Here is a 25,732-nt window from a genome sequence, read left to right as displayed (position 1 = left end):
GGATGAGTAAGGTCAGTGTGTTGGTCGTGGACGATGCGTCGTTCATTCGTGACCTGGTGAAGAAGTGCCTGCGCAACTACTTCCCGGGCATCCGGATCGAAGACGCGGTCAACGGCAAGAAGGCTCAGGCCTTGCTGGCCCGGGAAGCGTTCGACCTGGTCCTGTGCGACTGGGAGATGCCGGAAATGTCCGGCCTGGAATTGCTGACCTGGTGCCGCGAGCAGGACAACCTCAAGACCATGCCCTTCGTCATGGTGACCAGCCGTGGCGACAAAGAGAACGTCGTCCAGGCGATCCAGGCCGGTGTTTCCGGCTACGTCAGCAAGCCGTTCACCAACGAGCAACTGCTGACCAAGGTCAAGCAGGCGCTGAACAAGGTCGGCAAGCTCGACACCTTGATGAACAGCGCGCCGACCAAAATGAACTCGGCCTTTGGTAACGATTCGTTGAGCGCATTGACCGGCGGCAAGGCTCCGGTGGTCGCGCCTGCGGCGGCACCGGCAGCGGTCAACCCGTTTGCCAAACCTGTCGCCGCCGCACCGGCTCCGGCTGCTGCGCCGTCCCGTGGCTTGCTCAACAGCCCACCGGTGAAGGCGCCGGCTGCCTCTGCCGCGCCAACCGGCGGCCGTGGCCAGGGCCAATTGCGCCTGCCGAACGGCATTCAGCAATGCGTCATCAAAGCCTTGAGCCTCAAGGAAGCGCTGCTGGTGGTCAAACGCACCGAAGCCCTGCCGCAAGTGCTCGACAGCGCCGTGCTCGATCTGGAGCAGGGCGACAACGCTGAAGTCGCTCGCCTGAACGGTTACCTGCACGCCATCGTCGCCCACGAGCAGAAACCCGACAGCGAATGGCTGCAACTGACGTTCCGCTTTGTCGACCAGGACGCGCAGAAACTGGATTACATCTCCCGGTTGATCGCACGCGGTACAGCGCAGAAGCATTTCGTTCCAGGCGCGTAATCTTCGTCGCCTGACCGTCCGCCATCGCGGGCAAGCCTCGCTCCCACAGGATTTGGGTTGTCGTCGATGATATGACCGACACGAAACCTGTGGGAGCGGGCTTGCCCGCGAAGGGGCCATCAGATTCACCACACATCCGCTGACCTGCCCATTTTGAAACATCTGCCGACTACCCGGGTCCATTGCAGCTGCTAGGCTCAATCCCAGGCCTTACTCGACAGAATCCTGCCCATGCTCGCGCGCCTGCTGTTTTTCTGTGGTCTGTTCATGGCGTCCACCTTGGCCATGGCCATGACCATCTACAAATCCACCGATGCCAATGGCGTGGTCTCCTACAGCGACCGCCCCACGAAGGGATCCCGGGTGTTCACTTTTCGCGATCGCATGGTCGAGCACCTTGAGCGTCAGGTGTACCTCGTCATCACGAAGAAGCAGGGCGTGGACAGCGTCTACGTGCGCAATGACCTGTATGCGCCTGTTGAGATCGAGTTGAGTTTCGCCGGGCTGCAGAACGTCAGCGGTGCGCCGAGCCGGCCGATCCGTCGGGTCATGCCGGCCCGCAGCAGCATTCGTCTGGCGCTGCTCACGGCCACGAAAGCGGAGATGCCGCTCGCGTATACCCCCAAGTTTGAATACTCCCTGGGTGACCCCTCAGGGGCTGCCATGGCCTATCGATACCCGTTCCCCTGGGGTGGCGGACCGTTTCGGCTCAGTCAGGGCGCCAATGGACAGTACAGCCACTTCGGCCCAAGGAATCGCTACGCCATGGACATCGCCATGCCCGTCGGCACGCCGATCATCGCGGCGCGAGGCGGGGTGGTGGTGAAAACCGAGAATGCCCAGACCGGGCGCGGCAACGATCCGTCGGGCAATTTCGTGCGCGTGCTGCACGATGACGGGACGATGGGCGTGTACCTGCACCTCAAGCAAGGCTCAGTCAGCGTTCGCGAAGGGCAACGGGTGTCAGTGGGGAGTCCGCTGGCGCTGTCGGGCAATACCGGCAACAGCAGCGGGCCGCACCTGCATTTCGTGGTGCAGCGCAATACAGGGTTGGGGCTGGTGTCGATTCCGTACCAGTTCAATCAACCGGTGGGAGCGTTGCCCAACTTTGCGTTGGGCAAGCAATAATGGGTTGCCTGACCTGACGCAATCGCGGGCAAGCCCGCTCCCACAGGTCCCGCGCTAGTCCTTGTGGGAGCGGGCTTGCCCGCGATGGGATCGACTCGGTTCCGGATCTGCCTATTTAGTCGAGCATCAACACCTTGGCCAGAATGATCTTCGGCCCTTTCATCTTTTTGATGATGATCCGCAGGCCTTCGACTTCCAGCACTTCTTCCTCTTCCGGCACCCGTTTCAGGGTTTCGTAGACCAGCCCGGCGAGGGTTTCGGCTTCGATGTGGTCAAGGTCAATGCCCAGCAGGCGTTCAACCTTGAACAGCGGCGTATCACCGCGAACGAGCAGCTTGCCCGGTTGATACGCGAGAATCCCGCGCTCGGCCTTGCGGTGTTCGTCCTGAATGTCGCCGACCAGCACTTCCAGCACGTCTTCCATGGTCAGGTAGCCGATGATGTTGCCGTCGGCTTCTTCAACCACGGCGAAGTGCGAGCCGCCCTTGCGGAACTGCTCCAGCAACTGCGACAGCGGCATGTGCCGCGACACGCGCTCCAGCGGCCGGGTCAGTTCGGCCAGGTTGAACGACTCGGGGATGTGGTCCAGCGCCGCCAGTTCCAGCAACAGGTCCTTGATGTGCAGCAGGCCGACGAACTCCTGGCGATCACTGTCGTACACCGGATAACGGCTGAACTTGTGGCGACGGAACATCGCCAGGATTTCCTTGAGCGGCGCGTTGAACTCCAGCGTCACCAGGTCTTCGCGGGAGTTGGCCCAGTCGACCACTTCCAGCTCGCCCATCTCCACGGCCGAGGCGAGTACGCGCATGCCTTGGTCGCTCGGGTCCTGGCCACGGCTGGAGTGCAGGATCAGTTTCAGTTCTTCACGGCTGTAATGGTGCTCGTGATGGGGGCCGGGCTCACCCTGGCCGGCGATCCGCAGAATCGTGTTGGCACTGGCGTTGAGCAAATAAATCGCCGGGTACATCGCCCAATAGAACAGGTACAACGGCACGGCGGTCCACAGCGACAGCAGCTCGGGTTTGCGGATGGCCCAGGATTTCGGGGCCAGCTCGCCGACCACGATGTGCAGGTACGAAATCACGAAGAACGCAGCGAAGAACGATACGCCTTTGATCACTTCGGCCGACTGCACGCCGACGGCCTCCAGCAGCGGTTCGAGGATGTGCGCGAACGCCGGTTCACCGACCCAGCCGAGGCCGAGGGAGGCGAGGGTGATACCCAGTTGGCACGCCGACAGGTAGGCATCGAGCTGACTGTGAACGGTGCGCAGGATGTGTCCGCGCCAGCCGTTTTTCTCAGCGATGGCCTCGACCCGGGTCGAGCGCAATTTGACCATGGCAAATTCCGCCGCAACGAAAAAGCCGTTGAGCAAAACCAGGATCAGAGCAAAAAGAATCATGCCGAAATCGGCGAAGAGTGTCGCGAGGGTCAAGCCAGGGGAAGGGTCCATGATGGAGTTTTGCGGGTTCCGTGTATTCGAAAGGAAAGAAAAAAGTGCACCTGAAAGGCAGGCACAAGTCAGCCAATGTAGCGGCTGACTTGTCGATTGCCTAGTGGCGAGTGCTGGCCGGTATCAATCCGCGGTGCTGATAACCCGGGTTTTCGTCACCTGAGCCGGCGCGAAATGGCAGGTAAACGTACTGCCGTGGCCCGGCACGCTGCTGATTTCCATCCGTGCGCGGTGGCGCAGCAACACATGTTTGACGATCGCCAACCCGAGCCCGGTGCCACCGGTGTTGGAGTTGCGGCTGGAGTCGACGCGATAGAAACGTTCGGTCAGGCGCGGCAGGTGTTTGCTGTCGATGCCGATGCCGGAGTCCTGCACGCTCAGGTGCGCGCCTTGCTCGTCGCCCCACCAGCGGATGCGGATATTGCCTTCGGCCGGGGTGTACTTCACCGCGTTGAACACCAGGTTGGAAAACGCGCTGCGCAGTTCCGCTTCGCTACCCTTGAGCTGAATCGTCGGGTCGGCTTCGAGGGTGATGCGCTGGTTTTTCTGCCCGGACAGTTGCTGGGCGTCGCCCTTGATCGATTGCAACAAGCCGTCGATGGGCACGGGCTGGTTGTCCGACGGGTAATCGGTGGCTTCCAGTTTGGCCAGCAGCAGCAAGTCGTTGAGCAGCGTCTGCATGCGCCCGCCTTGTTGCTGCATTTGCTGCAAGGCGCGGCTCCAGCGCGGGTTCACGTCCTCGACATTGTCGAGCAAGGTTTCCAGGTAGCCGCAGATCACCGTCAGCGGCGTGCGAAGTTCGTGGGAGACGTTGGCGATAAAGTCTTTGCGCATCTGCTCCAGCTGATGGATGCGCGTCACGTCGCGCACCAGCATCAAGTGTTCGTTGTTGCCGTAGCGGGTGATGTACAGCTGAATGCGCAGGCGATCGTTGATCGGCGAAGGGATTTCCAGCGGCTCGGCGTAGCTGTCCTGCTCGAAGTATTCCTTGAAGCGCGGATGGCGCACCAGGTTGGTCACTGGCTGGCCGCTGTCCTGCGGCGTCTTGAGACCGAGCAGGGTTTCCGCCGCGCGGTTCCACCATTCGAGGTTGCCGTCGGTGTCGAGCATGATCACCGCGTCTTTCAGCGCGGCGGTGGATTCCTGGACCCGGTCGATCACCGCTTGCAGGCGCCCGCGCACGCGTTGGTCGCGGCGTTGCAGGTGGTAGATGCTGTCGAACACTTCGCCCCACAGGCCATAGCCATCGGGCGGTGCTTCATCGGGTTTGTGCAGGCGCAGCCACTCGTGCAGACGCAGCAATTGCTTGAGGGTCCAGGCCAGGTAGAGGCCCAGGCCCGCGGCGAGGCTCCAGCCGTAGTAGCCGGTGATCAGGCCGATCACCAGGCAGGCGGTGACCAGTAGCAGCATGTGGCGAATCAGGGTGCCATGCCAGTTTTGGTTCACTTGAACGCGCGTCCTTGTCAGCTTGTCGGGCGGGAAAGGTCCGGATCAGGCTTTGGTAGAAAAGCGGTAGCCGGTGCCGCGCACGGTTTGTACCAGATTTTCGTAGGCATCGCCGAGGGCTTTGCGCAGACGACGGATGTGCACATCGACGGTGCGTTCTTCGACATACACGTTGCCGCCCCAGACCTGATCCAGCAACTGGCCACGGGTGTAGGCGCGTTCCTGGTGGGTCATGAAGAATTGCAGCAAGCGGTATTCGGTCGGGCCCATCTCGGCCGGTTTGCCGTCGATGGTCACGCGGTGGCTGATCGGGTCCAGCAGCAGGCCGCCGACTTCGATCGGTGCCTCGCCATCGGTCGGGCCGGCACGGCGCAGCACAGCCTTCAGGCGCGCCACCAGTTCGCGTGGGGAAAAGGGTTTGGTGATGTAGTCGTCGGCGCCGACTTCCAGGCCCTGGATCTTGTTGTCCTCTTCGCCCTTGGCGGTGAGCATGATGATCGGGATGTCCCCGGTCAGCTCATCGCGCTTCAAGCGGCGGGCCAATTCGATGCCGGAGGTGCCGGGCAGCATCCAGTCGAGCAGGATCAGGTCCGGTTTGCGGTCGACAATGATGGCGTGGGCCTGCTGCGAGTTCTCGGCCTCCAGGCAGTCATAGCCGGCCATTTCCAACGCAACGGCGATCATTTCGCGAATGGGCGCTTCGTCGTCGACGATCAGAATGCTCCTGCCAACCATGCCATTAATCCTCTTGTCATTTAACTGTCTTGCGCCGCATTAGATAACGGAATTATTGCAGTCGTGTGACAGTATTTTAGTCGCCCGGCGATTGTCATGATCCTGAACTAAGCTCTAAGTCCGAATCCTGACAACCGCAAAAGGAAGGTTTCCATGAAGCACATCGCTCAATCCTGGAAGGCGCTGCTGGTCACTGCTGCGCTAACGCTGCCGACAATGGCCTTCGCCGCAGATCCGGGCATGGTGAAAGACGGCATGTTGGTCGACCACAAGGGCATGACGTTGTACACCTTTGACAACGACACGGGCGGCAAGTCGGCGTGCACCGGCAAGTGCGCAGAAAACTGGCCGCCGCTCAAAGCCACCGCGGCCGATAAGGATGAAGGCAAGTGGACCGTCATCAAGCGTGACGATGGCACGATGCAGTGGGCGTTCGATGGCAAGCCGCTGTACTACTTCGTTCAAGACAAGAAGCCAGGAGACATGACAGGCGACAAGAAAATGGACAAGTGGCACATCCTCCAAGGGCCGAAGATGTAACGAGTTCAATCTCCGCAGCCTCGCTCTCCCCTTGTAGGAGCGAGGCTTGCCCGCGAAGATGTCAGCCGCCTCAACGCAATCCGTAATCCAGCACGATCCCGACAAAAATTGCCAACCCCGCCCAGTGGTTGTGCAAAAACGCCTTGAAGCAACGCATCCGGTCCTTGCCGCGTGTGTACCAGAACTCCCACGCAAAACAGCCCGCCGCCGCCAGCAAGCCCAAGTGGAACCAGCCACCGAGCTCGAATTTCGACCCGGCCAGCAACAGGCAACCCAGTGCCAACCCTTGCAGGGTCAGAATGATCACTCGGTCCGCCTCGCCAAACAGAATCGCCGTGGATTTCACACCGATCTTCAAGTCGTCGTCGCGATCCGTCATCGCGTAATACGTGTCGTAGCCCACCGTCCACATCAGATTAGCGATCCACAGCAACCACGCCGCCGCCGGCAGTTCACCGGTTTCGGCGGTGAACGCCATCGGCATCCCCCAGGAAAACGCCGCGCCCAGCACCACTTGCGGGTAATAGGTGTAGCGCTTCATGAACGGGTAAGTGAAGGCCAGCGCCAAGCCGCCGAACGACAGCCAGACTGTCGCCGCGTTGGTGCACAACACCAGCAGGAAGCTCACGCCCATCAGCAATGCAAAGAACACCAGAGCTTCTTTGGAGCTGATCTTGCCGCTCGGCAGCGGGCGCTGTTCGGTACGCTTCACATGGCCATCGACCTTGCGGTCCGCCCAGTCGTTGATCACGCAGCCGCCGGCGCGGGTGAGCACCACGCCCAGGACAAAAATCACCACGTTGGCCAGCGACGGCGAACCTTTACCGGCAATCCATAGCGCCCACAGCGTCGGCCACAGCAGCAGGTAAATGCCGATCGGCTTGTCCATGCGCGTCAACTGAATGAAATCCCAGGCCCGAGGGTTCAAGCGGTTCAGGGACTTGAGCAGGCTCTGGTACATCAGCAGTTCTCCGGGTGGGCGCGAGTGGCGAGCCACAAGGTCGGCAGGAAGATCTCGGCCACCAGCACGCTCAAGGCGTCACGGTCGAAGCGCGAGCGACGGCCCCACAGTTCGGGTGCCCGGCACTCCATCGGCAGCCATTCCTGAGGATAGTGACAAACCTCGATGGCGCGACGCTGAAATGCCTGATCGCAAAACAGCAACTCGCCCAGCGAGCGGCTACCCAGTTCGTCCATGTGCAACCCGTCGCCCTGCAACGCGCTACGCGCCGCCACACTGCGGGCAAACACCCAAGCTTCGCCGTGGCCGCGCAAATACACCTCGCGCACCCAGCCTTCGCTGCCTTCGGCCAGATCCAGCGCCGCACATTCGTCGGCGCGCAGCGGTTGCCAGCCTTCGAACAATGGCGTGACGCTGAAACCGTCATTCGACAGACGGATCAGCCGGCGGGTCAGCGAGCCTTCGTCGAACAGCCAGTCGAGGGTAGTAGCGTCGGGGAGGGGCGCGAGTCGGCTTTGGGGAAGCCAGAAGGGAGGTTTTGAGTGCGGCACAGTGAGTCATTATTGGCAGCAAATGAGGCGGCGAGCTTACCATGTCACTCGGCGATTTTGATTGAGCCGGCGCGCCATTGCGCCGAACAGGCTTGCATCTGCCGGGCCCGATCAGTACAAAACGCCCTGAGCCGGACGGCAACGCTGCAACCATCGACCGTTCGCGCCGGCAATAAGCCTGAATCCTGAGGAAGTAACTGAATGAAAAAGTGGCAATGTGTGGTCTGCGGCCTGATCTATAACGAAGCCGACGGCTGGCCGGATGACGGCATTGCGCCGGGCACTCTGTGGCAAGACGTGCCGGAAGACTGGCTGTGCCCGGACTGCGGTGTCGGCAAGATGGATTTCGAAATGATCGAAATCAACTAAGACTTTTAGAGGAGTAAGGAATGAACGCACCTGTCGTGATCGTCGGCACCGGGCTGGCTGGCTATAACCTGGCCCGGGAGTTTCGCAAACTCGATAGCGAAACCCCGCTGCTGCTGATTACCGCCGATGACGGGCGCTCTTACTCCAAACCGATGCTCTCCACCGGTTTCGGCAAAAACAAAGACGCCGACGGCCTGAGCATGGCCGAACCGGGTGCGATGGCCGAGCAACTGAAGGCCGAAGTGCGCACCCATACGCGCATCAGCGGCATCGACCCTGGCCACAAGCGCCTGTGGATCGGCGAAGAATCGGTGATCTACCGCGACCTGATCCTGGCGTGGGGCGCTGAAACCGTGCGCGTGCCCATCGAAGGCGATGCGGCCGATGCCGTGTTCCCAATCAACGACCTCGAAGACTACGCACGTTTTCGCGCGGCAGCGGCCGGCAAGCGTCGGGTGTTGTTGCTCGGTGCGGGCTTGATCGGCTGTGAATTCGCCAACGATCTGATCCTCGGCGGTTACGAGGTGCAACTGGTTGCACCGTGCGAACAGGTCATGCCGACCTTGTTGCACCCGGCGGCTGCCGCTGCGGTCCAGGCCGGGCTGGAAAGCCTGGGTGCACGTTTCCACCTCGGGCCGGTGCTCAACCGCTTGCAGCGTGTTGAGGATGGATTGGAAGCGCATCTGTCGGATGGTCAGGTCATCCCGTGCGACGTGGTGGTGTCAGCCATCGGTCTGCGTCCGCGCATCGACCTGGCGGCTGCGGCCGGCGTCCAGGTCAATCGCGGCGTGGTGGTCGACCGTCACCTGAAAACCTCTCACGCCAATATCTACGCATTGGGCGACTGCGCCGAAGTCGATGGGCTGAATCTGTTGTACGTCATGCCCCTCATGAGCTGTGCGAGAGCGCTGGCACAGACCCTCGCCGGAAACCCGACAGCGGTGAGCTACGGCGCGATGCCGATCACCGTCAAAACGCCGGTTTGCCCGTTGGTGGTTTCGCCGCCGCCACGAGGTCTGGAGGGTGTCTGGACCGTGGAAGGGCAGGGCGCTGACCTCAAGGTTTTATGCCGCGATGCCGGCGGAAAACTGCTCGGTTATGCCCTGACAGGCACGGCGGTGATGGAAAAACTCGCACTGAACAAAGAGCTTCCACCGCTGCTGGCGTAAATACCGGTCGTTCTGTCGGAATCACCCCGCTTTTGCCCCTACAAACGTCGCGCCGAGACTGGCGCGGCTCTTCCGTGCGTGCCATTCTCACTCCCGTCTGCCGCAGAGTAGAGCACCTGCGGCGCTTTGGGCGCTGTTCCAACGAGAACAGCACGGACATAACAACAAAAAACCGTCAAAGGGGCTTCACTAATGCGTAAACCAGAACTCGCCGCCGCCATCGCGGAAAAAGCAGATCTCACCAAAGAGCAGGCCAACCGCGTACTCAACGCCGTTCTCGAAGAAATCACCGGCGCTCTGCACCGCAAGGACAGCGTGACGCTGGTAGGCTTCGGCACCTTCCTGCAACGCCACCGCGGAGCCCGCACCGGCAAAAACCCGCAAACCGGTGAGCCAGTGAAAATCAAGGCCAGCAACACCGTTGCATTCAAGCCAGGCAAATCGTTGAAAGACAGTGTCAATCCGTAACACCGACCGACTTCCCGCGTAGCGCGGGAGCGGAATAAGAAATGGGCACGCCAACTGGGTTGGGTGCCCATTTTTTTGTGGGTGCGGTTTAGCTGATGCGGCTTTGTTGCTGGGCGAAAATTGCTGCCATCTCGGGTTCATCCAGATGATCCAACGCTCGCTCCACCAACAAATGGACGCCGTCGGCCATGCGGCTGAGCGCCAGGGCTACGGAGCGGCGTGAGCCGTCCACATCGTCTGCGAGGTCGGCGGCGATGGCGCTGATGGACAGCAGGTCTTCCGAGGCGTTGGCGAGGAGGGATTCGGTGTTGATGCCGGGGCAGACAGCGAAGAGCTGGCCGTTGCGCTTTGGTGGTTTGGGTTCGGTTCGCGGGAAGTGATGGTCGAGGGCGCGTTCGGCGGCTTCGTTGAGTTTGTTTGAGTCGAGGCTTGCGTAGGGGGAGATTGGGTCGGTGTCTGGCGGGTTGGGTGTGACTTTGAACATGGTCTTCAATTCCTTGAGTGATGCTGACAACACTTCGCCGACTAAACGAAGGGGTGGCAGCTGTACGCAGGTTAGTCGGACCGGGGAATTGAAGAAGCCGGCGCACCCGAAGGTGCCCTACGCACAGCCACCATCAAATGCAGGTAGGAAATACCTGTCTGACAGAAGCTTGTGCAACTTCAATTACCAGCGAGCGACTAAACCCGATCACTGATGAGCAGTGACACGAACCAAGTTACCGACCGCCCCCAAGGCGCACAAGCCGGCGGATTCTGGCGTAGCCGTAGGCAACGACGCAAGGTGTTGTAGCTTGCAGGACGTAACCTTGAGGCGGTTTAAACAAGCGCTGCTGGGCGGTGTTTAACCAGCAAAAATCTTGGCGCTTCTTACCAACTTCCAAAGGTGATTGTGCGGCATTGGCAGGTGCCGACATGCGCTTATCCTTTTGCTTTTTTAGCTCGTTGAGGTGAACGAACTCGTTTACTTCAACTGGTGACCCTCTCCGTAATCACCAGCCTTTGGCGTCAGTCTTCCAGAGCTCAGGAAAGCCCATGCGCTGGAAGTGCGCGGAGCCATACCTTTGTTCCATTGAGGCAAGCCTCGCTTTGAAGGTGCCGTTAAATCCTATGGAACTCAGCAAGACATGAATCACTGTCAACGAGGCGTAGACCGTCTTGTTATTGGTGAATTTGATGCCTTTGAGCTTCAGGTTGGTTGGGGAAACCCCAATTTTTACATCGATGAATCGGTCGTGGTGGGCTGCCATGTTCCGAAGCACTGTTAATGCATGCAACCAGCTTTCAAAAACCTCTACCTGTGTAATACCGAATTTTGACGAGATGACTTTCCGATCAACCGGATCTCTTAGCATTGCGAAAATTTTCGACCAGGTGCCCAAGGTCACGCATTCGCTCATGGCCCAACTGGGGGGAAGGTAGGGGTCGTCGTAACTGTCGTAGTAAGCCTTTATGTACAGTCGCGATGATGCACGTTCAACCTCCCCCTCGATTTTCGACAGCATTTGCCCGATGCCAACACGTCCTTTCGGGGCAAAAATCTCGTTTTTCAGATACCAATGTGGAGAGTACTTGAGGCTCAGCAGATTGCAGATCACAGTGCGTACCGCAACCTCTAGCCTTTCCGCCGACTCCATAATAATGGCGCGGATTTCCCGATCGCACTCATAGCCTCAGCGATATGTTCGAACGTTGTGTTCGGCAGGAAGCTTTTGGTCGCTGGATCTTGCAGCTGAAACCAATATCCCTTCAGACGGAAATGACCTACATACGCAATGTATTTAAGGGCCATGGCCTCATCGTTGACGATCAGACCTTGCATTTTCAGCTTGGCGAGCAATGCCTGGGGGGTAAACGCGGTCTTCGCATAGGGGAGCTTTGCTGCGATAGCCGGCTTGGCCATGGTCAAACTCCAGGCAAAAAAAACTCGCCTTTTGCACGCCTGCTTTGAGGCAGGACCCTACCCGTTGGGCAGGACGTGTGGCGAGTGTGTTAATTCAAGGTTATTCGTGTTTGACGACAGGGTCAATCGGAATGGAAAAGCAATGATAACGGCAGCTAAACGGTAGGTGAAACGAGCGTGCAACATTTTGCTAACTCCTGAAATGGAGCCGTTCACACGTCGCTGCTGAACGAAGGGTGGCGGCTGTGCGCGGGTTAGCAGACCGGGGAGCTAGCAAACCGGCGCGCCCGGGGGGGGGCGCCCCAGGCACAGCCACCATCAAGTGCAGGGATATGAATACTGACTGAAGGAAACGCTATGCACCTCACTAACAACCGCGGGCTGCTAAACCCGGCCACTGACGATCAGTGACACGAATAAAGTTACCGACCGCCCCCAAGGCGCACAAGCCGGCGGATTCTGGCGTAGCCGTAAGCAACGACGCAAAGTGTTGTAGTTCTCCGGAAGTAACCTTGAAGTGTTTTAAACAAACGCTATCTAGCGGTGTTTAACCATCGTAAATGTAGGTATTTCTTAAAACCGGTATGAAATTTCCACGATACCGAAAGTTCCATTGTGGAACTTCGTTATGTGATTGAGCTGCCATCATTTTGATGGCACTTTTCAGGCAGGCTGTTGTCGCGTCCATTTTGCTGAAATATGACAGCGCCTTTCGGAAGCCTCCTACATTTAATAATTTTTTTTGTTGTCATGATTCAGACGCGTGGCTGCGATTCAATCGGTAGCAACCGTGGGTGATTGGCGGAGAAGGCTCTAAGTCGGTGCTTTCCGCTCGATACGCCAGGTGATGAAATATTAAACTGATATCAGGGAATCCCTTGCGATATATAAGGAATTCTCCTACGCGTAATAGAGACACTTCGTCTTATTGTTTAATCGGATGCTTGCTAGTGGCCATCATCGTGAGTACGATGCGCCCACTTTGTAAGAGCACGATCTCAATTGGATGAGACTCATCGCAGCTCTTTGATTCTGTCTCACGACATTGGAACTCCAATGGGCGTATGACCGTAATCCAAACTAAAGGCCATGGATGTCCTACTCAAGCAAACTTTCTGCTCATTACCTCGAACTCGCAAAAGCCTCTGTTTCCAAAGAGAATTTCGCGGGCGAGGATGTTCGCTTTTCGAGCGAATATGAGTCATTGGAAAGCGAGCTGGCCAAAGCCTCGTCCATGCACGAAAGCGGTCAGATCGACTGGCTTAAAATCCGTGAAAGCAGCGAAAATCTGCTGCGCACCCAATCCAAGGATTTGCGCGTCGGCGCCTGGCTGACCTGGGCCCTGTACCAGCGCGAATCGTTTCAAGGCCTGCTCGCCGGCCTCGGTTTGCTGCACTACCTGTGCGAAAGCCACTGGGCCGAAGTCCACCCGAACAAGGCCCGTACCCGCTCCGCTGCGATCAGTTGGCTGGTGCCGCGTCTTGAGCAGGTGCTGACCGAAAACATCGCGATCAAAGAGCAGTTGCCGATGTTCCGTCGGCTGGTCGAACACCTTGAAGGCCTCGATGCCGCGTGCACCGAGCACCTGGGTGACGATGCACCGTTGCTGCTGCCGATCTCCCGCCGCCTGAAAAACATGGTGCAACGCGCCGCCGACAACCAGCCGGAACCCGGCGTGGTCGGTGCTGCGGTCGCGCAGGTCAAACAAGTCGCGACACAACTGCTAACGCCCGGCGCGCCGATCGACAACGAAAAAGAAGCGCACAAGGCCCTGCGTGCCCAGCAGGAAAACGCCCGTCCGTTGTGCGCCTGGTGGCTAAAGCAGAAAGCCACCGACCTGCGCGCCTTGCGCCTCAATCGCACCTTGCTGTGGTTGCCCATCGACGCCGTCCCGGAGCGCAACGCCGAACAGATCACCGTGCTGCGCGGCTTGCCCGCCGACAAGCTCAAGGCCTACCAGGACCGTTACGATCAGGGCAAATACGCCGACCTGTTGGTAGAACTGGAGGCGAGCCTGGCGAAGGCGCCGTTCTGGTTCGATGGCCAGCGAATGGTCTGGGAATGTCTCCAGGCATTGAACGCCGACATGGCAATGCGCGAAGTGGAAATCCACTTCGCGCTTTTGGTTCAGCGCCTGCCTGGCATCGTCGAATTGCGTTTCCACGACGGCGCGCCGTTTGCCGATCCGGCCACCCGCGCCTGGATCAGCGCCAACGTCATGCCACACCTGCAAAGCGCCAGTGCGCCGCGCAAGGTCGAAGTCGCCGACACCCAGCCGGCCTGGGAACTGGCGCTCGAAGAAGTCTTGCCGATTCTGCGCAAGGACGGCCTCAAGGCCGCCGTGCAAATCCTCAAGCAGGGCCTGCAAAGTGCCCACGGCGGACGCGTGCGTTTCTTCTGGCAGTTCGCACTCGCGCGGCTGTGCTTCATGGCCAAGAAATACGAACTGGCCAAGACCCAACTTGAAACCCTCGACCAAACATTACAGGACTCAGGCCTGAACGCCTGGGAGCCCGATCTTGCGCTGGAAGTGCTGCATTTACTGCATAGCTGCTGCGAGTTGTTGCCGCAGAACCATGCCGTACGTGAACGCAAGGAAGAGATTTATCGCAGGCTGTGCCACCTCGATCTCGAAGTGGTACTCGAATAGGCCCCAGGGCCACAACCGCAAGGAGAAAAGCCATGGCCAAAGAAGGCTCGGTAGCCCCCAAGGAACGCATCAACGTCACTTTCAAACCTGCCACCGGCGGTGCCCAGGAAGAGATCGAACTGCCGTTGAAACTACTGGCAATCGGTGACTACACCCACCGCAAGGACGAACGCAAAGTCGAAGATCGCAAGCCGATCAGCATCGACAAAATGACCTTCGACGAAGTGCTGGCCAAGCAAGAGCTGAGCCTGACACTGAGCGTACCGAACCGTCTTCAGGAAGAAGGTGACACTGAAGAACTGGCCGTGAAACTGCGCGTCAACTCGATGAAGGACTTCAACCCGGCCTCGCTGGTCGAGCAAGTGCCGGAGCTGAAAAAACTGATGGAACTGCGCGACGCGCTGGTGGCCCTCAAAGGCCCGCTGGGTAACGCGCCTGCGTTCCGCAAAGCCATCGAAGGCGTTCTCGCCGACGACGAATCCCGCGGTCGCGTACTGGGTGAGCTGGGCCTGAACGCCGCCGCCCAGGACGCCTGAGTCTCCATCAGCCAAGGAAGCCAACATGAGCACGAGTGCAGCGCAGCAAAAAAGTAACGAGAACGGCGAATACAGCATTCTCGACAGCATCATCGCCGAAACCCGCCTGACGCCGGACGACGAGGCCTACGACATCGCCAAGCGCGGTGTGTCGGCCTTCATCGAAGAGCTGCTCAAGCCGCAGAACAATGGTGAGCCGGTCAAGAAAGCCATGGTTGACCGCATGATTGCCGAGATCGATGCCAAGCTCAGCCGTCAGATGGACGAAATCCTTCACCACCCGGACTTCCAGTCCCTGGAATCGTCGTGGCGTGGCCTGCAGTTGCTGGTCGACCGCACCAACTTCCGCGAAAACATCAAGATCGAAATCCTCAACGTCTCCAAAGAAGACCTGCTGGACGATTTCGAAGATTCGCCGGAAGTGATGCAGGCTGGCCTGTACAAGCACATCTACACCGCTGAATACGGCCAGTTCGGTGGTCAGCCTGTGGGCGCGATCATCGCCAACTACTTCATGTCCCCAAGCTCGCCGGACGTGAAACTGATGCAGTACGTGTCCAGCGTCGCCTGCATGTCCCACGCGCCGTTCATTGCCGCGGCCGGCCCGAAATTCTTCGGCCTGGAAAGCTTCACCGGCCTGCCGGACCTGAAGGATCTGAAAGATCACTTCGAAGGCCCGCAATTCGCCAAATGGCAGAGCTTCCGCCAGTCGGAAGACTCCCGCTACGTTGGCCTGACTGTGCCGCGTTTCCTGCTGCGTAACCCGTACGACCCGGAAGAAAACCCGGTCAAATCGTTCGTGTACAAGGAAACCGTCGCCAACAGCCACGAGCACTACCTGTGGGGCAACACGGCCTACGCGTTCGGCACCAAGCTGACCGACAGCTTCGCCAAATTCCGCTGGTGCCCGAACATCATCGGCCCGCAAAGCGGTGGCGCGGTTGAAGACCTGCCGTTGCACCACTTCGAAAGCATGGGCGAAATCGAAACCAAGATTCCTACCGAGGTTCTGGTTTCCGACCGTCGTGAATACGAACTGGCCGAGGAAGGTTTCATCTCCCTGACCATGCGCAAAGGCTCCGACAACGCGGCGTTCTTCTCCGCCAGCTCGGTGCAGAAGCCGAAGTTCTTCGGCATCAGCGCAGAAGGCAAGGCGGCAGAGCTGAACTACAAGCTCGGCACCCAACTGCCGTACATGATGATCGTCAACCGCCTGGCTCACTACTTGAAAGTGCTGCAGCGCGAGCAACTCGGTTCGTGGAAAGAACGCACCGACCTCGAGCTGGAACTGAACAAGTGGATCCGCCAGTACGTGGCCGACCAGGAAAACCCGAGCGCTGAAGTCCGTGGCCGTCGTCCGCTGCGCGCTGCCCAGATCATCGTCAGCGATGTTGAAGGCGAGCCTGGCTGGTACCGCGTCAGCCTGAACGTGCGCCCGCACTTCAAGTACATGGGTGCCGATTTCACCCTGTCGCTGGTTGGCAAGCTGGACAAAGAGTAAGCGGAGCCTAACTCATGACTGGATACGGCAGCCTTTTCGAACGCCTGGGTGGCGACGCGGACAAACGCGTCGGCTGGAGCCGCGAGGTCTCCGCCATGGCGTCCGTGGCTGCCCATCTGGCCAAGATGCTCAGCACCCGTGCGGGCAGCGTGCAAACGCTGTCCGACTACGGGCTACCCGATCTCAATGACATGCGTCTGAGCCTGCACGACTCCCTGAGTCAGGCCCGTCTGGCCATCGAAAATTTCATCGAAGCCTACGAGCCACGCCTGAGCGACGTGCGTGTCATCTCCCTGCCGCGTGACCACGATCAGCTTCGCCTGTCCTTCAGCATCGAAGGCCTGCTGGAAGTTGATGGTTTCAAACGTCAGGTCAGTTTCGCCGCGCGCCTGGATGGCAGCGGTCAAGTGAAGGTCAACTAAGGAGATTCGTATGTCCGGCAAACCCGCAGCACGCGTCACCGACCCCACCGCTTGCCCGCTCCCCGGCCACGGCACCAACCCGATCGCCGCCGGTTCCGGCGATGTGTTCTTCGACGGCCTCGCGGCCGCCCGCCAAGGCGATGCCTCGGCGTGTGGTGGTGCGATGTCGGGCGGGTTGGCGACGACGGTTTTGATTAACGGCAAACCTGCCGCCACGGTTGATTCGGTGGGTACCCATGGCAACAAAGTTACTGCCGGTTCGGGGACGGTGATTATCGGGAATTCGCATTCGCCGGTGCCGTTTGTTCCGCCGTTGCCTGTGATTATCCCCGGAATATTCAATCGTGTTTTTGCCTTTAAAGCTGCCAGTGGGAAAACGGTCGAGGGACTGAATTACAAAATAGTTTCCGAAAGTGGAATCGAGAAGTTTGGTACCGCGGTAGCTGGAACGTCTGCCTGTTTCTCTACGGGGCAGAAACCTGAGTCCGTCTCGATTTTTGTGACTTCGGAGTAATATATCTTGGAAACGATTGTTGAAATTGGCAGCGTGCCTTATACCTTTGTTACCGAAGACGGTGCTACCGCATTAAGGCTTGATGATAAGACGACCGCCAGCAACGATACGGATCTGGGGACTTTGAATCTCCCTGAAGTTTGGTTGGTGACTAGCTCTAATGGCGTACCTCTATTCGCTGTAAAACCAGATATCTGTGATAAGCCTTTTCGAATCCTAAGCGCTGAAAAGTTATACGCCGAGAAGATTCAATGGTTTGAACCATTGGCCGGCTTCTATCGCGAGCGTTTATGGGTAAACCCCGAAAGTAATGTAGAAGGGTCGGAAGTGTATGGAGCTTATCGACAGCATACATGGCAATCGATTATTGATTTTGCAATCGTGGACAGGCCATCGCTTGTTTACTATAGAAATCTTCCCGGAGATTGGAAAAAACAACCTGAAGGTGGTGCCAAGTATCTTCTTTGTCTCGTTGAAGGGGATCCTTACTGGACAGATGGACTGGGGCAAATTCCATTCGCAGTGGATACCTTCCGAAAGTATTGGGAGGAAACCCACGAGGTTGATTCCGCGATCAGGCAGACTGGCCAAACCGGCCTGGACTGGGCAGACGGAACGCTCGGCGGCAGCGACGATGGCAGTAAGAATGTCTATGACAACTTCATAATCATCAGGGCCTGTTTGTGGACTTCTGAGAACTTTGAACTGGTGCTCGAGAAAAGAGCCATGAGCGGTCAAAGATTCGGGATCGGCGGTGCGACAGTCGCAAGTACAGTGTTCAAACCAGCCTCTAATGTAAGGCTCAAGACGTCGATTGACGCAGGCCTGTTGGCGAAATACAAAACATGGGAAGCGTGATTTTGAAAGTTCTCGTTGGTGCCGTTATTTACCTGCTTGTCGGCGTCTTGTATTTCTATGTGCACGATATTGGTGTTGTTTATTACAAGTCGCATGTGGGCTTTACAGACAGGGGGGCTGCAATAGGTGGCACCGCAGAGCTGACATTTTATTTTTTTATTTTTGCCAACCTTATAGTTTTCTTTATGCCAAAGGTCATGTTGAAGTTGCTGGTGATAGCAGTAATGCTGAGTGTTGTGTTGTTTTATTTCCTGCCAGACAACCCGGTGCGAGCATTTGCCTATGGTGGTCTCACTACCAGTATGAGCGTATTGGCGTTTGTGCTGCGTTTGACAATCAACCGATGGCTCTCTCGAAACTCTTACGGAAGAGTCACGAGATGACACGTCTCTTGCGTCCCCAGCCGTTCGCCCGGACTGTGTCGAAATGATCTGGTTACAGCGATTCCTCATGGCAATGGGTGTGCTCGCCAGCGTGGTATTGGTGGTGATCGTTTCCTATATGGACTTTTCGAAAGATGAGCCTCGCGTTTTGAGCGAGTACCCGAATGCGAAATGGCGTGGTGGTGCCGATGGTGGCCAGTTCGTAGAAATCAGCAAATCTGAACCGCCCTATTATTTCGTGCAGGTCCGCAATGATGACGGGTCATTGTGGGATCAGGGTTGGCTGAAGTTCGGAGATCAAAACAGCCAGCCATTGACTGCCGACAGTGTGATGTTCTTCGCCGGCGAAGGCGTTATTTACCTTCAGCAAAGCCAGGTCCTGAGCGCCGATAAAGCCTGGGCCGGAGTTGCACATGAATAGCCGTCGCGTCATTGGTCTGGCCGTGCATGCACTGGTCTGTGTGATTTATATCGTCATGAATGGCTATGCCGTTCCCGCCTATAAACAACTGGTCGGCGGACTGACCTCGCGCGGTGTTGCCATCGGCATGGCGATGTACCTGATTTTCTATTTTTTCGTTTCCCTGAATTTGGTTCTGGTCTTTATCCAGCGCCAGGCCATCCAGTTTGGCCTGGTGATTTTGATGATGCTGGCGATTCTGTTTTATCTGCTGCCGCAGTATCCCATCCGTGGTTTGGCCTATTGCGCACTTACGGGTGGCTTGACGGTTTGCGCCATCCTGCTGACCAACGCCATCGACACTGCCTACACCCGCTGGCGCAGGCACACGGAGGTGAAAACGTTGGTGGTTCACAACCGTCGAGCAACGCCGCGTCTGCTGCTGATTACGGCGCTGATCAGCGTGTGCGTTTGCACCGTTGTGCTTGGGTTGAAAATTTTCGGTGGCGTAACGGCGCAGGCCTTGGCGCGACACTCGAGCGAGTCGGGCGAGTGCTATCTCGTCACATACGCGCCCGGCTATCACAAGCTGGGATTGATCGGACAAGTGTTCGGGTTGTTCAGCAGCGAGTACTTTTTTCGGGTGTACACCACGGACGGAGCGCTGCTCGAATCGTCCGAATGGGATTTTCGGGTGACTGAAGTTTTTGCGGTTGCTCCCGAGTTCAACGGCTCGACAGTGTTGTATCCCGGTACGCAAGGCTACGAAGACTGGTGGGTGCCGGAATGCGCCTGATCGCCAGAAGTCCTCGCATAAAAAACGCACATGGTGCGCGCCATGACGCAATTGATGCGCGTGTCTTCGAGGAGGGGGGGTTGCCCGTGATCGGCGTATCGAACGAGATGCCCATTCTTAGCCGCGCGCAACTGTGTTTCTTCATGGCTGCCTTGTGGTGGCCATTGCTGGCGGTACTGGCGATTTCTTCCTATGACCTGTGGATTGGCGAGTATTCGACGTTCGATTCATCCCACATCTATTGGGATTATTTGTTGTGGTGGGGCGTTCCTGGGTTGTTGGGGTTTTCGTTGTGGATGTCCCGGGGGGCCAAGAACCGAAACGAGCAACAAGCGCTTCGGATGGTTTGGCTCGCGCCTTTGAAATTCATCCCCTTTTACGCCGTGCCATGGATGGTTTATGGCCTGGGGTGTGTGGTCGCCGGGCCGTGTACTGAGGCTTACATGGCGTACGGCTGGACCATGCTGGTGCCGTTCCTCCTGATTGCCGGTTATGTCTGTGCCGGTCTGACAGTCGCGCTCTACAGGACAGTTTTTTCATGAGTTCCACTACCAGGAAGGTACCCCGTGTCCTTTAACCACTACTACCAAAGCGAACTCACCGCACTTCGCCAGTTAGGTCGTCGATTCGCCGAGCGTAGTCCGGCGTTGGCGCCTTTCCTCGGGCAGGCCGGGCGGGATCCGGACGTGGAGCGGTTGCTGGAAGGTTTCGCGTTCCTGACCGGCCGCCTGCGTCAGAAGCTTGATGACGAACTGCCGGAGCTCAGCCATTCCCTGATGCACCTGCTGTGGCCCAACTACATGCGCCCGCTGCCGGCGTTCAGCATTTTGCAGTTCGACCCGTTGAAGCGTTCGGGTCCTGCATTGATGGTCGAGCGCGATACGCCGGTCGAGAGTGTGCCGATCGATGACGTGCGTTGCCGCTTCCGCACCTGCTACCCGACCGAAGTTCTGCCGCTGGATCTGGCCGCGCTGAATTATTCGGTGAAGGGCGACGGTTCGCTGTTGAGCCTGCGTCTGGAGATGAGCGCTGACGGCCACCTCGGTGAGTTGGAGTTGAGCCGTCTGCGTCTGCACTTCGCCGGTGAGCGCTACATCAGCCAGATGCTTTACCTGAGCCTGTTGCGCAACCTGGAAGGCATCGAGCTGATCCCGCTGGACGGCGCCGGCAAGCCCATCAACGGCGTCAACGGCACGCCGATGGCGTTCAAGATGCCCGGCGACCGTGTGCAGCCGGTGGGTTTTGCCGAAGAAGAAGCGTTGATCCCGTATCCGCTGAACACCTTCCGCGGCTATCGCTACTTGCAGGAATACTTCGCCTTCCAGGACAAATTCCTCTTCGTTGATATCAACGGTCTGGACCTGCTCAAAGCCTTGCCGGAAGACACGCTCAAGCAAATGCGCGGCCTCGAATTGCGCTTCGATATTCGCAAGAGCGGCATCATGCGCATGCGTCCGACGCTGGACAACGTGAAGCTCTACTGCACGCCGATCGTCAACCTGTTCAAGCACGACGCCTTGCCGATTCGCCTCGATGGCAAGCAAGACGAATACCTGCTGCTGCCCGCCGAATTCGATCTGCAAAACTGCGGCGTGTTTTCGGTGGAGACCGTGACGGGATGGAAGCCCGGCGGCCTCGGTTATCAGGAATACGTGCCGTTCGAGTCCTTCGAGCACGACCCGAGTTTCGACGTGCCCAACAGCCGTCCGCATTACAGCATTCGCCAGCGTTCGTCCCTGCTGCACGACGGCCTCGACACCTACCTGAGCTTCGGCATCCGCCACACCGAAGCCCACGAAACCCTGTCGATCGAGCTGATGTGCACCAACCAGAACCTGCCGCGCAAGCTCAAGCTCGGCGACATCAGCATGGCCTGCGAGGACACGCCGGAGTTCCTGAGTTTCCGCAACATCACCCCCGCTACGTCGAGCTTTGCGCCGCCGCTGAACCGCGACTTCCTCTGGAAGTTGATCAGCAACATGTCGCTTAACTATCTGTCGCTGGCCGACGTCAATGCGTTGAAGGTGATTCTCGAAACCTACGACCTGCCGCGTTATTACGACCAGCACGCGGAGAAAGTCAGCAAACGCCTGCTCGGCGGGCTCAAGTCGATCAAGCATCAGCATGTCGACCGACTGCACCGAGGGTTGCCGGTTCGCGGGTTGCGTACCGAGCTGACCATCGACCCGGAAGGGTATATCGGCGAGGGCGACCTGTTCGTTTTCGCCTCGGTTCTCAACGAGTTTTTCGCGCTTTACGCCAGTCTCAATTCGTACCACGAGCTGCGGGTAAAAAGCACACAGGGAGAGGTGTACCAATGGACACCACGTATGGGCCTTCAGCCGCTTCTTTAAGCGGACTGACCCGAGGAATACGCGAGTACTCGCTGTTTCAGGCCGTGCTGCTGGTGGTGGACCGGCTGCGCGAGGCCCACCCGCACCTGAGCCAGGATGACCTGTACGACCAGCTCGAATTCCAGGCCAACCCGAGCCTGGGTTTCCCTGGCAGCGACGTCGATCGCGTGGAGTTTTTCCAAGAGCACGGGCAAATGCGCGCGCGCCTGCGGTTCAACCTCATCGGCCTGGTGGGTTCCGGTTCGCCGCTGCCGGCGTTCTACGGCGAACAGGCGCTGGGCGACAGCGAGGACGGCAACCCGACGCGCAACTTCCTCGACCTGTTTCACCATCGTTTGCAGCGGCTGATGCTGCCGATCTGGCGCAAGTACCGCTACCGCGCCAGTTTCGAAAGTGGCGCCCTAGACCCGTTTTCGTCGCAGTTGTTTGCGCTGATCGGCCTCGGCGGCGAAGAGATCCGCAAGGCCCAGGAATTGAACTGGAAACGCCTGCTGCCGTACCTCGGTTTGCTCAGCTTGCGGGCGCACTCGGCGGCGCTGATCGAAGCGGTGCTGCGTTACTACTTCAAGCACGCCGAACTGACCATCGAGCAATGCATCGAGCGCCGCGTGGAAATTCTCGACGAGCAGCGCAATCGTCTGGGCCGTGCCAACAGCCTGCTCGGTGAAGACCTGGTGCTGGGCGAACACGTGCGCGACCGCAGCGGCAAATTCCGCATCCACATCCGCGAGCTCGACTGGCAACGCTTTCACGAATTCCTGCCGATCGGTTTCGGCTACCAGCCGCTGTGCGCGCTGGTGCGGTTCACCCTGCGTGACCCGCTCGACTACGACATTCGCCTGGTGTTGCGCCAGGAAGAAATCCGCGAACTGCGCATCGGTGAGCAGAACGCCTGTCGCCTGGGATGGACCAGTTGGCTGGGCCGCGAAAAAGCGGACGGCGTGGTGACCCTGGGCAGCAAAATTCATTAAGGACAGATGACCAATGATCAACGTAGACCTGCAACAGCTTATCCAGGCGCTGGACGCCGAAACCCGCCGTGATCTGGAAAGTTCTGCCGAGCGCTGCGTCGCCCGTGGCGGCAGCAAGATCCTCGTCGAAGACTTGCTGCTGGGCCTGCTGGAGCGCCCGCAGGGCCTGCTCGCACGCGCGCTGCAAGACGCCGAAGTGGATGCCGGCGAGCTGAGCGCCGCGTTGCAATCGCGGGTCGAGCACAGCGCCTCGCGCAATCCGGTGTTCGCCCCGGAACTGGTGCAGTGGCTGCAGGATGCGTTGCTGGTGGCCAACCTTGAACTGGGCCAGAGCCAGGTCGAGCAAGCCGCGTTGATCCTCGCGCTGCTGCGCAACCCGATGCGCTACGCCGGCAGCCGCTACCAGTCGTTGCTGGCCAAGCTGAACATCGAGCGCCTGAAAGAATTCGCCCTGTCGCAGAAAGAACAACCGGCCACCGGTAAGCCTGCCGTGCCCGGCGAATCGTTGCTGGAGCGCTTCACCCACAACCTCACCCAACAGGCCCGCGACGGCAAACTCGACCCGGTGCTGTGCCGCGATGGCGCGATCCGCCAGATGGTCGACATCCTCGCCCGTCGCCGCAAGAACAACCCGATTGTGGTCGGTGAAGCCGGTGTCGGTAAGACCGCGATCGTCGAAGGCCTGGCGTCGCGCATTGCCGCCGGTGAAGTGCCGCAAGTGTTGAAAGGCGTGGAGCTGCTGTCGCTGGACATGGGCCTGTTGCAGGCCGGCGCCAGCGTCAAAGGTGAGTTCGAACGTCGTCTCAAAGGCGTGATCGACGAAGTCAAAGCCTCGCCGAAACCGATCATCCTGTTCATCGACGAAGCCCACACACTGATCGGCGCGGGCGGCAACGCCGGTGGTTCCGATGCGGCCAACCTGCTCAAACCAGCCTTGGCCCGTGGCGAGTTGCGCACTATCGCCGCTACCACCTGGGCGGAGTACAAGAAGTACTTCGAAAAAGACCCGGCCCTGGCCCGTCGTTTCCAACCGGTGCAACTGCACGAACCGACCGTCAGCGAAGCGGTGACCATCCTCCGTGGCCTGGCCCAGGTTTACGAGAAGAGCCACGGCATCTACCTGCGCGATGACGCGGTGGTGGCGGCGGCCGAGTTGTCCGCCCGCTACCTCGCAGGTCGTCAGCTGCCGGACAAAGCCGTCGACGTCCTCGACACCGCGTGCGCTCGCGTACGCATCAGCCTCGCTGCTGCACCGGAAAGCCTTGAACGCCTGCGTGGTGAGCTGGCCGAAGGGGGCCGTCAACGTCAGGCGCTGCGCCGTGATGCTGAAGCCGGTTTGCTGATCGATCACGAAGCGCTGGACGCTTTGGAAGATCGCCTGGACGCCGCCGAGGACGAAATGGTCGCCCTCGAAGCGCTGTGGACCGAGCAGAAGGAACTCGCCGAGCGCTTGCTGGATCTGCGTCAGCAACTGGCCAAGGCACGCGAAGCAGCTGCTGTCGAACCGACCGTCACGGTTGAGGAAGACGCCGAAGGCACTGTCATCGAAACACTACCGGTGGACGAAGCGCAAAGCGTCGAAACCCTGGAAGCCGCACTCAACGAAACCCACAAAGCCTTGACCGAGCTTCAGGTCAAAGAACGCCTGGTGAGCTTCGAAGTCTGCCCGCGTCTGGTCGCCGAAGTGATCAGCGCCTGGACCGGCGTACCCCTCGCGCAACTGGCCCGGGAACACAACGCAAAAGTCGCCAGTTTCGCCACCGACCTGCGCTCCCGCATCCGTGGTCAGGAACAAGCCGTTCACGCACTGGACCGCTCGATGCGCGCCACCGCTGCCGGCCTGAACAAACCCGATGCACCGGTCGGCGTGTTCCTGCTGGTCGGCCCGAGCGGCGTCGGCAAGACCGAAACCGCGCTGGCCCTCGCCGATTTGCTGTACGGCGGTGATCGTTTCATCACCACCATCAACATGTCCGAGTTCCAGGAGAAGCACACCGTATCGCGCCTGATCGGTGCGCCACCGGGCTACGTCGGTTACGGCGAGGGCGGCATGCTCACCGAAGCCGTGCGCCAGAAACCGTACTCGGTCGTGCTGCTCGATGAAGTCGAGAAAGCCGATCCGGACGTGCTCAACCTGTTCTACCAAATCTTCGACAAAGGCGTGGCCAACGACGGCGAAGGGCGCGAGATCGACTTCCGCAACACGCTGATCCTGATGACCTCGAACCTGGGCAGCGACCGCATCAGCGAACTCTGCGAAAACGGCGCGCGGCCGACCGCCGAAGTGCTCGAAGAAACCATTCGCCCGGTGCTGAGCAAGCACTTCAAACCGGCGCTGCTGGCGCGTATGCGCGTCGTGCCGTACTACCCGGTCGGCGGCCCGGTGCTGCGCGAGCTGATCGAAATCAAACTCGGTCGTTTGGGCGAGCGCCTGAACCGTCGTCAGCTGGACTTCACCTACTCGCAAGACCTCGTCGATCACCTGGCCGACCGTTGCACCCAAAGCGACAGCGGCGCGCGGTTGATCGATCACTTGCTGGACCTGCACGTGCTGCCGCTGGTGGCCGACCGCTTGCTCGACGCGATGGCCACCGGAGAAAGCCTCAAGCGTGTCCACGCGACGCTCGACGGCGGCGCCAGCGTGACCTGCGAGTTCGCCTGA

General features: G+C 59.1%; 27 protein-coding genes. 19 read left to right on the top strand and 8 right to left on the bottom strand.

Annotated features, from left to right (window positions below; translation table 11 throughout):
• Positions 1-2 precede the first annotated feature (2 nt).
• A complete protein-coding gene (locus J2Y86_RS17490) occupies positions 3-959 on the top strand; it encodes a response regulator (protein WP_253433926.1) in 957 nt (318 codons plus the stop codon).
• Positions 960-1,190: 231 nt separating this feature from the next.
• Positions 1,191-2,087: a peptidoglycan DD-metalloendopeptidase family protein gene (locus J2Y86_RS17485; RefSeq protein WP_253433923.1), complete on the top strand. Its 897-nt coding sequence runs from the start codon at positions 1,191-1,193 to the stop codon at positions 2,085-2,087.
• A 115-nt stretch (positions 2,088-2,202) separates the two neighbouring features.
• Here J2Y86_RS17485 and J2Y86_RS17480 read toward each other — a convergent pair whose 3' ends face one another.
• From J2Y86_RS17480 to phoB, 3 genes are all read right to left on the bottom strand, one after another.
• The gene (locus J2Y86_RS17480; protein ID WP_253433921.1) at positions 2,203-3,543 is read right to left on the bottom strand and encodes a hemolysin family protein; all 1,341 of its coding nucleotides are present in this window, start codon (positions 3,541-3,543) and stop codon (positions 2,203-2,205) included.
• Positions 3,544-3,666: 123 nt separating this feature from the next.
• Positions 3,667-4,989 carry a phosphate regulon sensor histidine kinase PhoR gene (gene phoR / locus J2Y86_RS17475; protein WP_437180665.1) on the bottom strand — a complete coding sequence of 441 codons (1,323 nt, stop codon included), beginning with the start codon at positions 4,987-4,989 and terminating at the stop codon, positions 3,667-3,669.
• 45 nt (positions 4,990-5,034) lie between these two features.
• Entirely contained in the window at positions 5,035-5,724 is a 690-nt protein-coding gene (gene phoB / locus J2Y86_RS17470) for a phosphate regulon transcriptional regulator PhoB (RefSeq protein ID WP_007896474.1), read from the bottom strand.
• Between the two features lie 153 nt (positions 5,725-5,877).
• Between phoB and J2Y86_RS17465 the strand changes: the two genes are divergently transcribed.
• Positions 5,878-6,264: a COG4315 family predicted lipoprotein gene (locus J2Y86_RS17465; RefSeq protein WP_253433918.1), complete on the top strand. Its 387-nt coding sequence runs from the start codon at positions 5,878-5,880 to the stop codon at positions 6,262-6,264.
• 70 nt (positions 6,265-6,334) lie between these two features.
• Here J2Y86_RS17465 and ubiA read toward each other — a convergent pair whose 3' ends face one another.
• On the bottom strand, positions 6,335-7,225 hold the full coding sequence (ubiA, locus tag J2Y86_RS17460; protein WP_253433915.1) for a 4-hydroxybenzoate octaprenyltransferase: 891 nt from the start codon (positions 7,223-7,225) through the stop codon (positions 6,335-6,337).
• Positions 7,225-7,776 (bottom strand): chorismate--pyruvate lyase family protein, encoded by a 552-nt coding sequence (locus J2Y86_RS17455; RefSeq protein ID WP_253433912.1) that lies wholly within the window; start codon positions 7,774-7,776, stop codon positions 7,225-7,227. The genes ubiA and J2Y86_RS17455 overlap by 1 nt, the downstream gene beginning before the upstream one ends.
• 201 nt (positions 7,777-7,977) lie before the next feature.
• On the opposite strand from J2Y86_RS17455, the gene J2Y86_RS17450 reads away from it, so the two are divergent.
• The 3 genes from J2Y86_RS17450 (at position 7,978) to J2Y86_RS17440 (ending at position 9,782) form a co-directional block, all read left to right on the top strand.
• Positions 7,978-8,145, top strand: coding sequence for a rubredoxin (locus J2Y86_RS17450; protein WP_007954349.1), 168 nt, complete (start codon positions 7,978-7,980; stop codon positions 8,143-8,145).
• A gap of 20 nt (positions 8,146-8,165) precedes the next feature.
• Positions 8,166-9,314 carry an NAD(P)/FAD-dependent oxidoreductase gene (locus J2Y86_RS17445; RefSeq protein ID WP_253433909.1) on the top strand — a complete coding sequence of 383 codons (1,149 nt, stop codon included), beginning with the start codon at positions 8,166-8,168 and terminating at the stop codon, positions 9,312-9,314.
• 192 nt (positions 9,315-9,506) lie between these two features.
• On the top strand, positions 9,507-9,782 hold the full coding sequence (locus J2Y86_RS17440; RefSeq protein WP_003213368.1) for an HU family DNA-binding protein: 276 nt from the start codon (positions 9,507-9,509) through the stop codon (positions 9,780-9,782).
• 88 nt (positions 9,783-9,870) lie between these two features.
• Here the strand turns inward: J2Y86_RS17440 and J2Y86_RS17435 are convergent, their stop codons facing one another.
• The 3 genes from J2Y86_RS17435 to J2Y86_RS17425 form a co-directional block, all read right to left on the bottom strand.
• Positions 9,871-10,266 carry a DUF6124 family protein gene (locus J2Y86_RS17435; protein ID WP_253433906.1) on the bottom strand — a complete coding sequence of 132 codons (396 nt, stop codon included), beginning with the start codon at positions 10,264-10,266 and terminating at the stop codon, positions 9,871-9,873.
• A gap of 508 nt (positions 10,267-10,774) precedes the next feature.
• Positions 10,775-11,419, bottom strand: coding sequence for an Abi family protein (locus tag J2Y86_RS17430; RefSeq protein ID WP_253433902.1), 645 nt, complete (start codon positions 11,417-11,419; stop codon positions 10,775-10,777).
• Positions 11,398-11,685, bottom strand: a complete 288-nt coding sequence (locus tag J2Y86_RS17425; RefSeq protein ID WP_253433899.1) for a hypothetical protein — start codon at positions 11,683-11,685, stop codon at positions 11,398-11,400. Before J2Y86_RS17425 ends, J2Y86_RS17430 begins: the two co-directional genes overlap by 22 nt.
• Before the next feature lie 1,093 nt (positions 11,686-12,778).
• Between J2Y86_RS17425 and tssA the strand changes: the two genes are divergently transcribed.
• The 13 genes from tssA (at position 12,779) to tssH (ending at position 25,732) form a co-directional block, all read left to right on the top strand.
• Positions 12,779-14,335 (top strand): type VI secretion system protein TssA, encoded by a 1,557-nt coding sequence (tssA, locus tag J2Y86_RS17420; protein ID WP_253433896.1) that lies wholly within the window; start codon positions 12,779-12,781, stop codon positions 14,333-14,335.
• Positions 14,336-14,367: 32 nt separating this feature from the next.
• On the top strand, positions 14,368-14,871 hold the full coding sequence (gene tssB / locus J2Y86_RS17415) for a type VI secretion system contractile sheath small subunit (protein ID WP_010465292.1): 504 nt from the start codon (positions 14,368-14,370) through the stop codon (positions 14,869-14,871).
• Positions 14,872-14,896: 25 nt separating this feature from the next.
• Positions 14,897-16,372 carry a type VI secretion system contractile sheath large subunit gene (gene tssC, locus J2Y86_RS17410; RefSeq protein ID WP_017341541.1) on the top strand — a complete coding sequence of 492 codons (1,476 nt, stop codon included), beginning with the start codon at positions 14,897-14,899 and terminating at the stop codon, positions 16,370-16,372.
• A gap of 14 nt (positions 16,373-16,386) precedes the next feature.
• A complete protein-coding gene (gene tssE, locus J2Y86_RS17405) occupies positions 16,387-16,794 on the top strand; it encodes a type VI secretion system baseplate subunit TssE (protein ID WP_214379859.1) in 408 nt (135 codons plus the stop codon).
• A 10-nt stretch (positions 16,795-16,804) separates the two neighbouring features.
• Positions 16,805-17,308 (top strand): PAAR domain-containing protein, encoded by a 504-nt coding sequence (locus J2Y86_RS17400; protein WP_253433881.1) that lies wholly within the window; start codon positions 16,805-16,807, stop codon positions 17,306-17,308.
• 6 nt (positions 17,309-17,314) lie between these two features.
• Positions 17,315-18,166, top strand: coding sequence for a hypothetical protein (locus tag J2Y86_RS17395; RefSeq protein ID WP_253433878.1), 852 nt, complete (start codon positions 17,315-17,317; stop codon positions 18,164-18,166).
• On the top strand, positions 18,163-18,549 hold the full coding sequence (locus tag J2Y86_RS17390; RefSeq protein ID WP_253440347.1) for a hypothetical protein: 387 nt from the start codon (positions 18,163-18,165) through the stop codon (positions 18,547-18,549). The genes J2Y86_RS17395 and J2Y86_RS17390 overlap by 4 nt, the downstream gene beginning before the upstream one ends.
• Positions 18,550-18,592: 43 nt before the next feature.
• On the top strand, positions 18,593-18,970 hold the full coding sequence (locus tag J2Y86_RS17385; RefSeq protein WP_253433875.1) for a hypothetical protein: 378 nt from the start codon (positions 18,593-18,595) through the stop codon (positions 18,968-18,970).
• Entirely contained in the window at positions 18,963-19,745 is a 783-nt protein-coding gene (locus tag J2Y86_RS17380) for a hypothetical protein (protein WP_253433873.1), read from the top strand. Before J2Y86_RS17385 ends, J2Y86_RS17380 begins: the two co-directional genes overlap by 8 nt.
• Positions 19,746-19,852: 107 nt before the next feature.
• The gene (locus J2Y86_RS17375) at positions 19,853-20,287 is read left to right on the top strand and encodes a hypothetical protein (protein WP_301308944.1); all 435 of its coding nucleotides are present in this window, start codon (positions 19,853-19,855) and stop codon (positions 20,285-20,287) included.
• Between the two features lie 24 nt (positions 20,288-20,311).
• The gene (tssF, locus tag J2Y86_RS17370) at positions 20,312-22,099 is read left to right on the top strand and encodes a type VI secretion system baseplate subunit TssF (protein WP_253433870.1); all 1,788 of its coding nucleotides are present in this window, start codon (positions 20,312-20,314) and stop codon (positions 22,097-22,099) included.
• On the top strand, positions 22,063-23,070 hold the full coding sequence (tssG, locus tag J2Y86_RS17365; protein ID WP_253433867.1) for a type VI secretion system baseplate subunit TssG: 1,008 nt from the start codon (positions 22,063-22,065) through the stop codon (positions 23,068-23,070). The genes tssF and tssG overlap by 37 nt, the downstream gene beginning before the upstream one ends.
• 13 nt (positions 23,071-23,083) lie before the next feature.
• Positions 23,084-25,732, top strand: coding sequence for a type VI secretion system ATPase TssH (gene tssH, locus J2Y86_RS17360; protein WP_253433864.1), 2,649 nt, complete (start codon positions 23,084-23,086; stop codon positions 25,730-25,732).

Origin of the sequence: Pseudomonas migulae, from assembly GCF_024169315.1 — a bacterium.
Lineage (GTDB): Bacteria > Pseudomonadota > Gammaproteobacteria > Pseudomonadales > Pseudomonadaceae > Aquipseudomonas > Aquipseudomonas migulae_B.
The sequence above is the reverse complement of the archived record's forward strand: the minus strand, read 5'-3'. Positions and strand labels throughout refer to the sequence as shown.